Raw genomic sequence first — 13,693 nt, forward strand, 5'->3', positions numbered from 1 at the left:
CCACGCCGCAGGGTCGCGATGCGCTGCACGATGCGCCGCACGATTTTGACGCGCCGCCGGCGGCGGGGCCGGGCTGGAACGGGCCGTCGGCCGGCAGCCCGCTGGTCGGTGGCGGGCCGGTCGAGCTGTCGTTCGCGGCGGGGCAGGGGCCGGGCGGGCCGGCCGGGCCGCCGGCCGCCGAATCGTGGGGCGAGACGCCGGCCGACTCCTGGGCCGAGCCGTCGCTCATGCCGGAACCGCCCCGGTACAAGCCGCCGGTGCCGGGGAACTTCTCCTTCGACCTGCCGCCGGTCGACGGGCCGCCGGTTGGCGGGGCCGATCCGGCGCGGCTCGCGCACGGTGGCCACGACGAGCTGGGGGAGCCGCCGAGCGCGCTGGCCGCACGGGCCGGCCTGGCGCCGTCCGGGGCGTCGATGACGCCACCCGGGCCGATGCCGCCCGCCGGTCCGTTCCCTTCGTCGCCGGAGCAGCCGGTGGCCGGGCACCGGCCCGCCGAGCCGGGAGCCACGGCGTGGCCCGGGCACTCCGAAGCGGTGGCGTGGTCCGCCGCCCAGCCCGAGGCCGAGGCACGTTCTTACGGCCAGGCCTCCGCCCAGCCCGAGGCCCCGGCGTGGTCCACCGCCCAGCCCTCGGCTCCCTCGTCGGCCCCTTCGGGCGCTCAGCCGCCGGCCTATTCGTCGGCTCATTCGTCCGCCCAGCCCGAGGCCGCGTGGTCCGCCGCCCAGCCGTCGGCCGGAGCATGGTCGTCCGCTCAGCCCGAGACCGCAGCGCGGTCGTACGGTCAGCCGGAAGCAGCGTGGTCCACTGCTCAGCCCGAGGCCGGCGCCCGGTCGTCCGGCGGCCCCGAGACCGGCGGGCAGCAGTTCGGCCGGCCTGACACCGGCGCACAGCCGTACGGCCAGCCGGACGCCGGCGGCCAGTCGTATGGCCGCCCGGACGCTGGCGGGCAGCAGTTTGGTCGGCCCGACGCCGGCGGCCAGTCGTATGGCCGGCCGGACGCTGGCGGCCAGTCGTTTGGTCGGCCCGATGCCGGCGGGCAGTCGTATGGCCGCCCGGATGCCGGCGCGCAGTCTTACGGTCAGCCCGAGGCGGCGTGGTCCTCTGCACAAACTGACGAGCCGGGGTGGTCGTCCGCTCGGCCAGAGGCTGCCGTGCGGTTGTCGGTTCCGCCGGAGGCGGGGTGGTCGTCTGCTCAGCCGGAGGCTAGCGCGCGGTCGTCTGCTCAGCCCGGGGCGGCGTGGTCGCCGGCCCAGTCTGAGGCGGGCGCATGGTCGTCTGCTCAGCCCGAGGCGGCGTGGTCTTCCGCTCAGCCCGAAGCTGCCGCGTGGTCGACCGCCCAGCCGGAAACCCGGCCCGCTCCGATGGGCTCGCCGGGCACACAGGCCGCGCCGATGGCGCCGCCGGCCGGTCCGGCCGCCGGCCCGGTCAGCCCCGCCCGCCCGCAGGTCAGCCCGGCCGGCCCGCCGGCCGCGAGTTACCCGTCCGACGTCGACCTGCTGCTCGCCGGCCCGCAGACCTACCACCAGCAGAACCGGCCGCTCGACGCCCCGCACTTCGCGCCGTCGGCCCGCCCGGGCCCGACCGCCCTGAACGCCCCGCCGATGGCGCCGGCCCCGGTGAACCAGCCGCCCGCCGCGCCGCTCCGCCCGGTCTCGCCGGCCGCCCGCCCGGTCAGCCCGCCGCCGTCGAACGGCTCCGGTTTCGCCGCCACCCTGGGCCGGCCGGGCCAGCCGCCGGTCGCGCAGTCCGGTTCGCCGATGCAGCCGATGGCCGGCGGCCAGCCGCCCGCCGGTTCGCCGACCGGCTTCGGCGGACCGGCCGCGGCCGGCTACGGCAATGGCTCGCTCGCCGGCCCCTCGCAGCAGCCGAACGCCTCGTTGCAGCAGTCGAGCGCCGCCCTCGGCCAGCAGCCGATGGGCCGTGGCAGCCTGGCCAGTTCCGCACTGCCGGCGCCCGCGCAGCCCAGCGGCCAGGGCAGCGGCCTCGGCGGCCCGGCCCAGCAGCCCGGAGGCCCAGCCCAGCAGCCGAGCGGCAGCGGCCTCGGCGGTCCCGCCCAGCAGCCGGGCGGTAGTGGTCTTGGTGGCCCCGCCCAGCAGCCGAGCGCTAGCGGTCTCGGTGGCCCGGCGCAGCAGCCCGGCGGCAGCGGCCTTGGTGGCCCGGCGCAGCAGCCGGGCGGCTTCGGTGGCCCCGCGCAGCAGCCGGGTGGCAGTGGTCTTGGTGGTTCGGCGCAGCAGCCGGCTGGCAGTGGCCTCGGTGGCCCGGCGCAGCAGCCGAGCGGCCTGGCCGGCTCGGCTCAGCAGCCGGGTGCGCTCGGCGGTGGCGGTCGCGGCGGTCCGGCGCCGCAGCCGAGCGGGCTGAGCGGCGGCGGGCTTGGTGGCGGTGGGCTGAGCGGCGGTGGGCTGGGTGGTCCGGCGCCGCAGCCGAGTGGCCTCGGCGGTCCCGCGGCGCAGCCCAGTGGTCTGCAGGCCGGCGGTCCGGTCGCGCCGCCGAGTGGCCTGGGTTCGCTCCCGGCCGCGGACCACGACCAGAGCGGCATCGGTCCGTCGCTGATGTCGCCGCAGGACGGTGCCAACCGCTTCGGCGGCAGCGGCGGGGCCGAGCCCAGTGGCCTGGCCGCGACCGGCCGTCCCAACCGGGCGCCGCTGGAGCCGCCGCAGACGGGCGAGTCGGCCCTGCCGAACCAGGCGCCGCAGGCCGAGCCGAAGACCGCCCGCCGCAACCGCCCGCCGCTGGAATCGCCGCAGATGGGCCAGCTGAACCGCCCGCTCGGCGGGGGCGAGAAGAACACCGAGGGATCGCCGAGCGGCCTCCCGCCGCGAAACGGCGGCCCGAGCTAAGCGGCGGCCGGCAGGCGGGTCCAGACCACCTTGCCGTCGCTGACCGGCATCACGCCCCACGCGTCGGTGAGGTCTCGCACCAACCAGAGCCCGCGGCCTCCCGGGGAAGTCAGTCCCGGGGCCGCGGGCTTCGGCATGCGCCGGCTGCCGTCGCGGACGCTCATCCGCAGCCGGCCGTCGCGCAGCCCGAAGGTGAACTCCATGGTGGTGTGCGCGTGCCGCACGACGTTGGCGACCAGCTCGGTGGCGATCAGCGCGGCCGTGCCGGACAGGTCGGAGCGGTGCCACGTCTCGCAGGCCTGGACGACGATCTGGCGTACCTCGCGGCAGGCGTCCGGCACCGGTCGCAGCCGCAGCCGGATCAGCGGGGGCTCGGGCTCGGCGCGGGCCTCGGCGATCGCCGCCTCGCAGTCGGGCGCGAGGCCCAGCCCGGCGCACTCGGGCGCGGCCTGGACGGCGGCCTCGGTCTCCGGGGAGGCGCCGCACAGCACGATCGGCACGTCCGGCCAGTCCGAGGTCTGGCAGGCCACGGCGCTGAGTGCGGACAACCCGATCGGGTCACCGACCCGCAGGTCGGAGACGTCGAGCAGGAGCCGGTGCGGCTCGGCGGCGAGGCTGTGCCGGACGGCCTGCTGCAACGCGTCGCCGGTGACCTGGTCGAGGGTGCCGCTCAGGCGGAGTACCGCCACGGGCCGGTCGCTCACCGGTCGGCAGACGAGTTGACTGGGCAATTCGTCTCCTTCCCGTGCGCAATGCCACCTTGTGTGCGTTCCAGTGCCCGCCCCGACACCAAGGCAAACGTCAGACCGTGCCGCGGGGTGTCGCACGTCCGAGCTAATGTCGGCCGCATGGCAGCGGGCAGGGTCGGGTTGCGGGCTCTGTTGCCCTATCTGCGGCGGCATCGTGGCACCCTCGTGGTCGTCGGCGTCCTGTCGGTGATCGCGGCCGGCGCCGCCCTGGTCCAGCCGGTGCTGATCCGCGACGTCCTCGATCGGGTGACCGGCCACCGCCCGGTCGCGGTGCCGGTGACGGGGCTGGTCGGGCTGCTGCTCGCCGGCGCCGGGCTGCGCGCCGTGCGCGACTATCTGTTGCAGCGCACCGCCGAGGGTGTGGTGCTGACCACCCGCCGCCGGCTCGCCCGGCACCTGCTGCTCCTGCCGATCGCCGAGTACGACCGGCGCCGCACCGGGGACCTGCTGTCCCGGGTCGGCGCCGACACCACGCTGTTGCGGGCGGTGGTCACCTCGGGTCTGTTCGAGATCGTCTCCGGCGTGGTGATGGTGGCCGGTGCCCTGGTCGCGATGGCCGTGGTCGATCCGCTGCTGCTGGCCGTCGCCCTGGTCGCGCTGCTGGTCGGCATGTCGGTGGCGATCTCCGCGTCCCGCCGCACCCGTGGGCTCTCCGCGGAGGCGCAGGCCCGGCTGGGCGAGATGACCTCGGCGGTCGAGCGGGCGATCTCGGCGGCCCGCACGATCCGGGCCGGCCGGGCCGAGGAGCGGGAGGCGGCGACGGTCGCGCACGGGGCCGAGGAGGCCTACCAGGCCGGGATGCGGCTGGCCCGCCTCGAGGCGGTGGTCGGGCCGGTCGCCGACACCGCCATCCAGGGCGCCTTCCTGCTGGTGCTCGGGGTCGGCGGGGTGCGGGTCGCGTCCGGGGCGATCAGCGTCGGGAGCCTCGTCGCGTTCATCCTCTTCCTGTTCTTCCTGGCCATGCCGCTGGGGCAGGCGCTCCGGTCGTACACCCAACTGCAGACCGGGCTGGGTGCGCTGCAGCGGATCGAGGAGATGCTGGAGATACCGGCGGAGGCGGCCGGCGATTCCACCCGTACACCTCAAGCACTTGACGCAAGCGCAAGCACCGCCCCGGCCGTCACCTTCGACGGGGTTTCCTTCGGTTATCCGGGCGACGGCCCGGTGTTGCACGACATCTCCTTCACGGTGCCGCGGGGCAGCCGGATCGCCCTGGTCGGACCGTCCGGCGCCGGCAAGTCGACGGTGCTGGCCCTGATCGAGCGGTTCTACGAGGTGAGCGGCGGGCGGATCCTGGTCGACGGCTTCGACATCCGCGACGTGCCGCGGGCGGCGCTGCGGGCCCGGCTCGGCTACGTCGAGCAGGAGGCGCCGGTGCTGGCCGGCACGCTGCGCGACAACCTGCTGCTGACCGCGCCGGAAGCTACCGACGATGAATTGCTCGCCGCGCTGGCCGAGGTCAACCTGAGCGGCCTGGTCACCCGATCGGCGGACGGGCTCGGCGTGCAGGTGGGGGAGGGCGGCGTGCTGCTGTCCGGCGGGGAGCGGCAGCGGCTGGCGATCGCCCGCACGCTGCTCGGCAACGCGCCGATCCTGCTGCTCGACGAGCCGACCAGCAACCTCGACGCCCGCAACGAGGCGGCCCTGCGCGCCGCCATCGCCTCGGCCGCGGTGCGCCGCACCCTGATCGTGGTGGCGCACCGGCTCAGCACCGTGGTGGATTCCGACCGGATCGTCGTGATTGACGCCGGCCGGGTCGTCGCGATCGGCCCCCACCTCGAACTTCTCGATACGAGCCCGCTCTACCGTGAGTTGGCCACCCATCAGCTGCTGGTGTCGTGACCACGCTTTCAGGTAAATGAAGTACCGTAGCCCGCCATGGGTGTGTCGCAGCGGTTGAAGAGCCGGTTCCGCAAGTTTCTGCAGCGTCCGGGCACAACGGTCGACCTGGCGCCGTTCAGTAAGCGGTTGCCGGCGATCGACGCTCGTGAGGAAGCGCTCCGCGAGCTCGACGACGAGGCGCTGACCGCCGCGGCCGGCGAGGCGAGCGATTACACCGAGATCTGCGCGGTGGGTCGCGAGGCGGCGTGGCGAGCGCTGGAGCAACGGCCTTACGACGTGCAGCTCCTCGGCGCGATGGCGCTGCTCTCCGGCAAGGTCGCCGAGATGGCCACCGGTGAGGGCAAGACGCTGACCGCGGCCGTCGCCGCCTACGGGCACGTGCGGCTGGGCCACGGCCCGGTGCACATCCTCACCGTCAACGACTATCTGGCCCGCCGCGACGCGGAGTGGATGGAGCCGGTCTTCACGCTGCTCGGCCTGACCGTCGGCTGGGTCACCGAGGCGTCCACGCCGGAGGAGCGCCGCGCGGCCTACCTGGACGACGTCACCTACGTGTCGGTCTCCGAGGCCGGCTTCGACTACCTGCGCGACCAGCTGGTCACCGACGTCGCCGACCGGGTGCAGCGCGAGCTGGCCACCGCGATCGTCGACGAGGCCGACTCGATCCTGATCGACGAGGCCCGGGTGCCGATGGTGCTGGCCGGCTCGATCGCCACCGAGAGCGACCCGGTGCACGAGGCCGCCGACCTGGTCCGCGACCTGCGCCCCGGTAAGGACTTCGAGGTCGCCGAGGACGGTCGCAGCGTCGCCTTCACCGAGACCGGCCTCAAGCGGATCGAGGAGAAGCTCGGCGACATCGACCTCTACGCCGACGACCAGGTGGAGCAGCTCTCCGCGGTCAACGTCGCGCTGCACGCGCAGGCGCTGCTCCGCCGGGACGTCGACTACATCGTGCGCAACGGCGGCGTCGAGCTGATCGACGAGATGCGCGGCCGGGTCGCCCAGCGCCGCCGCTGGCCGGACGGGCTGCAGGCGGCCGTGGAGGCCAAGGAGGGGCTGACCGCCACCGCCGAGGGCGAGGTCCTCGACACGATCACCGTGCAGGCGTTCATCGCCCTCTACCGGACGGTGTGCGGCATGACCGCGACCGCGGTGCACGTCGGCGAGCAGCTCCGGGAGTATTTCAAGCTCGAGGTCGCGGTCATCCCGTCGAACACCGAGAACATCCGCGAGGACGACGACGACCGCATCTTCTCGGCGCACGACACCCGCGACGAGGCGCTGGTCGAGGAGATCAAGCTGGCCCACGAGAAGGGCCGCCCGGTGCTGATCGGCACCCTCGACGTGAAGGCCTCCGAGCTGCTGGCCAAGCAGCTGGCCTCGGCCGGTGTCCCGTCCAACGTGCTGAACGCGAAGAACGACGCCGAGGAGGCGACCATCATCGCCGAGGCGGGCGCGCTCGGCGCGGTCACCGTCTCCACCCAGATGGCCGGCCGCGGTGTCGACATCCGGCTCGGCGGCTCCGACGAGGCCGACCGGGAGGCAGTGGTCGAGCTCGGTGGCCTCTACGTGATCGGCGCGGGCCGGCACGACAGCCGCCGGGTCGACGACCAGCTGCGCGGCCGGGCCGGCCGGCAGGGTGACCCGGGCCGCTCGGTGTTCTTCGTCAGCCTCGAGGACGAGCTGGTCACCCGGCACGCGGGCGACGCGCTGCCGGCCTCGCCGCGGATGGACATGGACGGCGTCGTCCACGACGAGCAGGTCGAGTACGCCGTGGAGCACGCCCAGCGGGTCGCCGAGGGCGTCAACCACGAGATCCACCGCAACACCTGGCGCTACAGCGTCGTGATCGAGCAGCAGCGGGTGGCGATGGCCGAGCGCCGGGAGCGGCTGCTCACCTCCGAGGTCGCCGCGATCATGCTGCTCGAGCAGTCCAAGGAGAAGGCCGAGGAGACCGACGAGGACATCCTGTCGGACGCGGCGCGGGCGATCGCGCTGTTCCACCTCGACCGGCTCTGGGCCGAGCACCTGGCCGAGCTGAACGAGGTGCGCGAGGGCGTGCACCTGCGGGCGCTGGGCAAGCTGGACCCGCTGGACGAGTTCCACCGGGCCGCCGTCCCGGCCTTCCAGAAGGTCTTCACCGAGATCGAGCGCCGCACCATCGCGACCTTCGAGGAGACCGACCTCACCGACGGCTGGGAGCCCGAGCGCGCCGAGCTGGTCCGGCCCAGTGCCACCTGGACCTACCTCGTGCACGACAACCCGTTCGGTTCCGAGCTGGACCGCCTGATCGCGTCCGTCGGACGGCGGCTGACCGGCGGCAACTGACCCATAAGAGATCCCGCGCGGCAAACCTTTGCGGCGCGGGATCTCTTTTTGTATTCGTACTTGTTGATTCGTCTTCCTGTGGTGCGCGTCTCAGAGAAGTGCCCTGGTGAACCGTCCACAGTGCCTGTTTGCTTGCCTTGCGCGGCAACTACCAGCCCGGTTGTCGTTGGGCAACACTTAAACAGACTGACAGAATCCGTTCCTAGAATGCATTTCCCACAGTCAAAGCAGATGTGGAACGATTTTCCCACAGTGTGGTTGCCGTCTTGACCCACCATCCTCCGTAGCGGAATTATTCAGCCCGAATTTACGGAGGGTGATCGGTTATATACGGTTACCGACCATGCAATTTCAGGGGGCTCTTTCACCATGCCGGTAAGCGCGCTGTCGCCTCGTGTCAACCGCCATGTCACAGGTCCGGGCCGCAGCTCCGGACCACGCCGGCCCGCCGATCCCGCGTTGACCGTGACGGTCGCCATTCCGCTCACCACCGATGCACTCACCCCGCAGGCCCACCGGCTCATCGAGGCCGTGCGGGAGCTTGTCGAGATCAGTCAGGGCACGATCACGCTCGAACCGGCCGCGCCGGTCGCGTTCGAGCCGGCCTCCTCCGGTCCGGAGGTGCGCATGCTGACCGGTTCCCGGCAGGTGCTGCTCGACGGCGAGTCGCTGCCGCTGACCCGCCTCGAGTTCGACCTGCTGCTGTTCCTGGCCGAGCGGCCCCGCCGGGTCTTCACCCGCGCCCAGCTGCTGGCCGGCGTCTGGGGCTACGAGCACACCGGGGAGCGCACGGTCGACGTGCACGTCCGCCGGCTGCGCCTCAAGCTCGGCGGCAACCTGCCGGTGATCACCACCGTCTACGGCGTGGGTTACCGGCTCTCCGACGAGGCTCGCGTGGTGGTCCAGCCACACGATTGACATCCTCCCCGCCTAAAGGACGGGGATCCCCGCGACGCCGCGTGTCGAACACGCGGCGTCCGGGTGGGTTACCGTTTCGCAGCGTGGTGCCAGCGCGAACGCTGGCCTTACCCTCGCTCCACGGTCGTTTGGGTTGTCTGCCTGTCCGGCAGCCAACACGTTCTTGGCGGCGTTGACGTCTCGATCGTGGGTTGCTCCGCACGGGCAATCCCACGTTCGGACGTTGAGAGCCGTCTTGTCGGTGATCCGGCCGCAGTTCGAGCACATCTTCGTGCTCGGGAAGAACCGGTTCACGCGAGCGAAGGTACGCCCGTACCGGGCGGCCTTGTATTCCAACATGCTGGTGAAGCTGGCCCAGCCGGCGTCGTGAACGCTTTTGGCGAGCCGGGTCCTGCCGAGACCGGTTACACACAGGTCCTCGACGAACACCGCTTGATTGTCGCGGATGATCGCCGTGGACAACTTGTGCTGCCAGTCGCGCCTGGCGTCGGCCACCCGGGCGTGCGTCCTGGCGACTTTGACAACGGCCTTCTTCCGGTTCTGACTCCCGCGCTGCTTGCGGGACAGAGCCTGTTGCAGCCGCTTCAGCTTGCGGGCCGCACGACGCAGAAACTTCGGGGTCGCGATCTTCGTACCGTCCGAGAGCACCGCGAAGTGAGTCAGTCCCAGGTCAATGCCGACCTCGGAGTCGACCGTCGGCAGTGTCTCGTCTTGCGTGATCTGGACGACGAACGAGGCGAAGTACCGGCTCGCCGCATCCTTGATCACGGTCACCGAGCTGGCGGCGGACGGAAGGTCGCGAGACCAGCGGACTTCCAGGTCACCGATCTTCGGCAGTCGTAGCCGGCCGTCGTCGAGGACCTTGAATCGGGAGTTCTTGGTGAAACGGATCGCCTGCCGGTTGTCCTTGCGAGAACGGAAGCGGGGCGGCGCCATCTCGCCTGCTTTCCATGCCTGCTGACGCAGGCTCAGCCCGTCGTTGAACACCACCCGCGCACACCCGAACGCCCTGGCCAGCGCTTGGCGCTGGTCGGCGTTCGGGTAGAGCCGGTAGGTGTAGCGGAGCTGCACCCGTGCACTTTACTGCCGCCCCAAGGTCGCTCTGGCGAAGCTGGTGAACAACCTCGAGGGCGTTTCCGGTCGGCGGATGTAGCAGGAGCGTGCCGACCTCGGCCGGCCACTGATGCGGGGCAGCAAGGTCGGGTCGGCTTCGAGCTTTGGTAGCACTTCTGTGTGTGGGCCTTTACTCCGCTCTGAGGTCGGAGCGGGGTACCACAATCCAGTAGCGTTGCCGGGCGTGCGTGTGCGTCCGGTGTCCGTAGAGGGTCTCGTCGATGAGCTGGTTTCCCACATAGTGAGTCGGGAAGCTGACAGTTTCCTGCGAGTTGGCATCGACGGGCCCGCTGCGGCCGACCCCGGCCGGCTCGCCGACGCCCTCGTTGCGCCGCTGCGGCTGCGGGGCCGCCCGGCGGTGCGGGTCGATACCGCCGACTTCCTCCGGCCCGCCTCGCTGCGCCTGGAGCTGGGCCGCACCAACCCTGATTCGTTCTACGCCGGCTGGTTCGACGAGGCCGTGCTGGCCCGCGAGGTCCTCGGTCCGGCCGGTCCGGGCGGCACCGGCAAGATTCTCACCAGATTCTGGAACGCGGAGACCGATCGGGCCGCCCGTGAGCCGTATCACCAGCTGGCGCCGGGGGCGATCGTGCTGGTGAGCGGGCCGGTGCTGCTGGGCGGCGGCCTGGACTTCGAGGTGAGCGTTCATCTGGAGCTGACCCCGGCCGCCCTGCGCCGCCGCACCCCACCTGGCCAGGAGTGGACCCTGCCGGCCTTCGAGCGGTACGCCGCCGAGGTCGCCCCGGCGGCGTTCGCCGACGTGGTCGTCCGGCTCGACGACCCCCGGCGCCCGGCGCTCGTGGTGGAACGTGAATGAGCAGAGTTGGTGAAGCGAGTCTGTAGCGGAGTCGACCACTGACAGTTATGCTCCGGTTACTTTTTTCAGCGGAGGCCCCGTTTGGGATCTTCGGCGGCGGGTATGAGGCGGCACCATGGTGCGATGGGCTGCTTCTCGGGGGACCGCCGGCAGGGGCAGAGGAAGGGCAGGGGGAACGCATGCTCGTCAATGGAGCGGTTATCACGGGTAAGGGTGCCGCCAAGGGGCGTTCGGTCGAGGAGACCGAGCAGATCCGGGCGATCCTCCGGGGCAGGTTCGACGACCTGAACTCCGAGTACGAACTGGCCCTCGCGGAGAACCACAAGCTCCGGCTGGTCGAGATCGGCGATGCGGCCGGCGACGACCAGGCCGACAGCGGTTCCAAGACCGCCGAGCGCGACGCGGCCACGTCGCTGCTGCGGACCCTTCTCGACCGGCGGACGCAGGCGGAGCACGCCATGCAGCGCCTGGACGACGGCACCTACGGCAACTGCGAGGGTTGCTCCAACCCGATCCCGGTGGAGCGGCTCGAGGTCTTCCCCTCGGCGACCAGCTGCGTCCACTGCAAGTCGAACCGCGAGCGCCGGGCCAGCTAGAAAACAAACATTCGGGGGTCCGCCGCTGGGCTGCGGCGGACCCGCCGTTTCCCCGGGAGTGTTCTTGGGCGTGATCGAGGTCGGTACGGCCTCCTGGACCGACCGGACGCTGCTGGCCTCCGGGTGGTATCCCGCGTCCGCCGACAATCCGGAGAAACGGCTCGCCTACTACGCCAAGCAGTTCCCGGTGGTCGAGGTCGACTCGACCTATTACGGGCCGCCGGCCGAGCAGACCACGAAACTGTGGGCGCAGCGGACGCCGGACAACTTCACCTTTAACATCAAGGCGTTCAGCCTGCTGACCGGTCATCCGACCAAGGTCTCGGCGATCTACAAGGATCTGCGGCCGGAGACCGACAAGAAGAACATCTACCCGGATGATCTGCCGCCATCGGCGTACGAGGAAGTCTGGAGCCGTTTTCTCTCGGCGCTGGACCCGCTCGATCAGGCCGGGAAGCTCGGCGCCGTGCTTTTCCAATTCCCGCCGTGGTTCGGCATCCGTAGGTCCAACAAGGAGTACATGCTCGAGGTCGCGGCCCGGTGCAAGCCGTTGCGCGCGGTCTTCGAGTTGCGCAACGCCTCCTGGTTCGACGGCGCCAACCGCAACGAGACCCTCGATTTCCTGCGCAACCACCAACTGCCGTTCGTCTGTGTCGACATGCCGCAGGGCCACAAGTCGTCGGTCCCGCCTCTCGTCGAGGCGACCGCGGACATCGCGGTGGTCCGCTTCCACGGCCACAGCGACAAATGGACGAGCAAGGACATCCACGAGAAATTCGGGTACGAATATTCGCCGGCCGAGCTGGGCGAGTGGGCGCCGCGCCTGCATGATCTGGCCGAGAAGACCGACCGGACCCAAATCTTCCTCAATAATTGCTACTCGGACTACGCCCAGCGCAACGCCTCGACCTTGATCGAGTTGCTGGGTTAGCGGCGATCAAGCTGGGTAAACCGGGTCTGCAGGACACCGACAACCCAGGGAGATCCCGATGTCACTCAGCGACGACGACATCACCACCGGCACGGCGGCGGGCGGCGAGGGCCCCGCGGACGGCGGCGCCAACCCGGCCGGTCATGACGGCGGTGCGGACGGCTCGGCCGGCGAAGGCCCGGCGGACGGCGGCGCCAACGCCGACGGTCACGACGGCGGCGCGGACGGCTCGGCCGGTGGCGAAGGCCCGGCCGACGGCGGCGCGAACCCGGCCGGCCACGACGGTGGCGCCGACGGCTCCGCGGTCTGAGACGGAACCGGCATGACGATCGAGGTGCCGGGCGGCTTCCGCCCGGCACTTTCCCGTGTCACCACCATCGAACCGGACAAGTTCGCGGCCGCGCACTGGGGGCGGGCGCCGCTGCTGTGCCGGGCCGCCGAGCTGGCCGGCCCGGACGGCTTCGCCGACCTGCTGTCCCCGGCCGCGGTCGACGAGCTGCTCAGCCGGCGCGGCCTGCGCACCCCGTTCCTGCGGGCCGCCAAGGAGGGCAAGGTCCTCCCGGCCGGCCGGTTCACCGGCTCCGGCGGGGCCGGTGCCGAGATCGGTGACCAGGTCGTCGACGACGACGTGATGCGGCTGTACGCGGAGGGCGCCACCCTTGTCCTCCAGGGCCTGCACCGCATCTGGCCGCCGCTGATCGACTACGCCCGGGAGCTCGGCGCCGAGCTGCGCCGCCCGCTGCAGGTCAACGCGTATCTCACCCCACCGGCCAGCCAGGGCTTCAGCACCCACTACGACACCCATGACGTGTTCGTGCTGCAGATCGACGGCACCAAGCGGTGGCGCATCCACGAGCCGGTCCTCGCCGACCCGCTGGAGAAGCAGCCGTGGGGTGGCCGGGCCGACGAGGTGGGCGCGACCGCGCAGGGCGAGCCGGCCCTGGACGTGGTGCTCAGCCCGGGCGACGCCCTCTACCTGCCGCGCGGCTGGCTGCACTCGGCCCAGGCCCAGGGCACCCGTTCGCTGCACGTGACGATCGGGATCCGGGCCCTCACCCGGTACGCCCTGGTGGAGGAGTTGCTCGCGATGGCCACCCAGGATGCCCGGCTGCGCGCGACCCTGCCGTTCGGCCTCGACGTGTCCGACCCCGACGCGATCGAGCCGGAGATGACCGAGACTGTCGACGCCCTCCGCGACTGGCTGGCCGGCACCGGCCCGGCCGAGCTCGCCGACCGCCTCGCCGCCCGGGACTGGCCGTCGGCCCGCCCGGCCCCGGTCGCCCCGCTCGCCCAGCTCGACTTCGCCGACGCGCTCGGCCCGGCCGACACCGTCGCGGCCCGCGGCGGCCTGCGCTGGCGACTGGCCGAGGACGGGCCCGACCACGTGGTGCTCCGGCTGACCGGCCGGACGCTGCGCTTCCCGGCGTCCTGCGCGGCCGCGCTGCGTCAGGCGCTGAGCGGCGAGCCGACCCGGGTCGGCGACCTGCTGCTGGAGACCGGCGACGACCGCCTGGTCCTGGCGCGCCGGCTGCTCCGCGAAGCTTTGGTGGTCCCGGCCTGAG

General features: G+C 72.0%; 10 protein-coding genes and 1 pseudogene. 9 read left to right on the top strand and 2 right to left on the bottom strand.

Annotated features, from left to right (window positions below):
- A pseudogene (locus Adu01nite_RS09345) lies at positions 1-2,837 on the top strand (hypothetical protein); the annotation flags it as partial.
- Here the strand turns inward: Adu01nite_RS09345 and Adu01nite_RS09350 are convergent.
- Entirely contained in the window at positions 2,834-3,526 is a 693-nt protein-coding gene (locus Adu01nite_RS09350; RefSeq protein WP_239132261.1) for an ATP-binding protein, read from the bottom strand. The pseudogene Adu01nite_RS09345 and the gene Adu01nite_RS09350 sit on opposite strands and share 4 nt — an antisense overlap.
- A gap of 159 nt (positions 3,527-3,685) precedes the next feature.
- Here Adu01nite_RS09350 and Adu01nite_RS09355 point away from each other — a divergent pair, with 159 nt between their 5' ends.
- The 3 genes from Adu01nite_RS09355 to Adu01nite_RS09365 all read left to right on the top strand — a co-directional run bounded on the left by Adu01nite_RS09355 (position 3,686) and on the right by Adu01nite_RS09365 (position 8,674).
- Entirely contained in the window at positions 3,686-5,428 is a 1,743-nt protein-coding gene (locus Adu01nite_RS09355; protein ID WP_203726172.1) for an ABC transporter ATP-binding protein, read from the top strand.
- A gap of 36 nt (positions 5,429-5,464) precedes the next feature.
- The gene (gene secA2 / locus Adu01nite_RS09360) at positions 5,465-7,756 is read left to right on the top strand and encodes an accessory Sec system translocase SecA2 (protein ID WP_203726173.1); all 2,292 of its coding nucleotides are present in this window, start codon (positions 5,465-5,467) and stop codon (positions 7,754-7,756) included.
- Between the two features lie 369 nt (positions 7,757-8,125).
- Positions 8,126-8,674: a winged helix-turn-helix domain-containing protein gene (locus tag Adu01nite_RS09365; protein WP_203726174.1), complete on the top strand. Its 549-nt coding sequence runs from the start codon at positions 8,126-8,128 to the stop codon at positions 8,672-8,674.
- A gap of 12 nt (positions 8,675-8,686) precedes the next feature.
- Here the strand turns inward: Adu01nite_RS09365 and Adu01nite_RS09370 are convergent, their stop codons facing one another.
- The gene (locus tag Adu01nite_RS09370; RefSeq protein ID WP_203726175.1) at positions 8,687-9,745 is read right to left on the bottom strand and encodes an RNA-guided endonuclease InsQ/TnpB family protein; all 1,059 of its coding nucleotides are present in this window, start codon (positions 9,743-9,745) and stop codon (positions 8,687-8,689) included.
- 226 nt (positions 9,746-9,971) lie between these two features.
- On the opposite strand from Adu01nite_RS09370, the gene Adu01nite_RS09375 reads away from it, so the two are divergent.
- The 5 genes from Adu01nite_RS09375 to Adu01nite_RS09395 all read left to right on the top strand — a co-directional run bounded on the left by Adu01nite_RS09375 (position 9,972) and on the right by Adu01nite_RS09395 (position 13,692).
- The gene (locus Adu01nite_RS09375) at positions 9,972-10,604 is read left to right on the top strand and encodes a nucleoside/nucleotide kinase family protein (RefSeq protein WP_203726176.1); all 633 of its coding nucleotides are present in this window, start codon (positions 9,972-9,974) and stop codon (positions 10,602-10,604) included.
- 179 nt (positions 10,605-10,783) lie between these two features.
- Positions 10,784-11,200 carry a TraR/DksA family transcriptional regulator gene (locus Adu01nite_RS09380; protein ID WP_203726177.1) on the top strand — a complete coding sequence of 139 codons (417 nt, stop codon included), beginning with the start codon at positions 10,784-10,786 and terminating at the stop codon, positions 11,198-11,200.
- A gap of 64 nt (positions 11,201-11,264) precedes the next feature.
- Positions 11,265-12,131, top strand: a complete 867-nt coding sequence (locus Adu01nite_RS09385; RefSeq protein WP_203726178.1) for a DUF72 domain-containing protein — start codon at positions 11,265-11,267, stop codon at positions 12,129-12,131.
- A 58-nt stretch (positions 12,132-12,189) separates the two neighbouring features.
- A complete protein-coding gene (locus Adu01nite_RS09390) occupies positions 12,190-12,441 on the top strand; it encodes a BatC protein (RefSeq protein ID WP_203726179.1) in 252 nt (83 codons plus the stop codon).
- Between the two features lie 12 nt (positions 12,442-12,453).
- Positions 12,454-13,692 (top strand): cupin domain-containing protein, encoded by a 1,239-nt coding sequence (locus Adu01nite_RS09395; protein WP_203726180.1) that lies wholly within the window; start codon positions 12,454-12,456, stop codon positions 13,690-13,692.
- Position 13,693 lies beyond the last annotated feature (1 nt).

The sequence above is a fragment of the Paractinoplanes durhamensis genome, assembly GCF_016862175.1.
Taxonomy (GTDB): Bacteria; Actinomycetota; Actinomycetes; order Mycobacteriales; family Micromonosporaceae; genus Actinoplanes; species Actinoplanes durhamensis.

Excerpts from the sequence above, each read along its gene's own strand:
- Adu01nite_RS09355 (WP_203726172.1), top strand. The coding sequence starts at position 3,686 with ATGGCAGCGGGCAGGGTCGGGTTGCGGGCTCTGTTGCCCTATCTGCGG.
- secA2 (WP_203726173.1), top strand. The coding sequence starts at position 5,465 with ATGGGTGTGTCGCAGCGGTTGAAGAGCCGGTTCCGCAAGTTTCTGCAG.
- Adu01nite_RS09365 (WP_203726174.1), top strand. The coding sequence starts at position 8,126 with ATGCCGGTAAGCGCGCTGTCGCCTCGTGTCAACCGCCATGTCACAGGT.
- Adu01nite_RS09380 (WP_203726177.1), top strand. The coding sequence starts at position 10,784 with ATGCTCGTCAATGGAGCGGTTATCACGGGTAAGGGTGCCGCCAAGGGG.
- Adu01nite_RS09390 (WP_203726179.1), top strand. The coding sequence starts at position 12,190 with ATGTCACTCAGCGACGACGACATCACCACCGGCACGGCGGCGGGCGGC.
- Adu01nite_RS09395 (WP_203726180.1), top strand. The coding sequence starts at position 12,454 with ATGACGATCGAGGTGCCGGGCGGCTTCCGCCCGGCACTTTCCCGTGTC.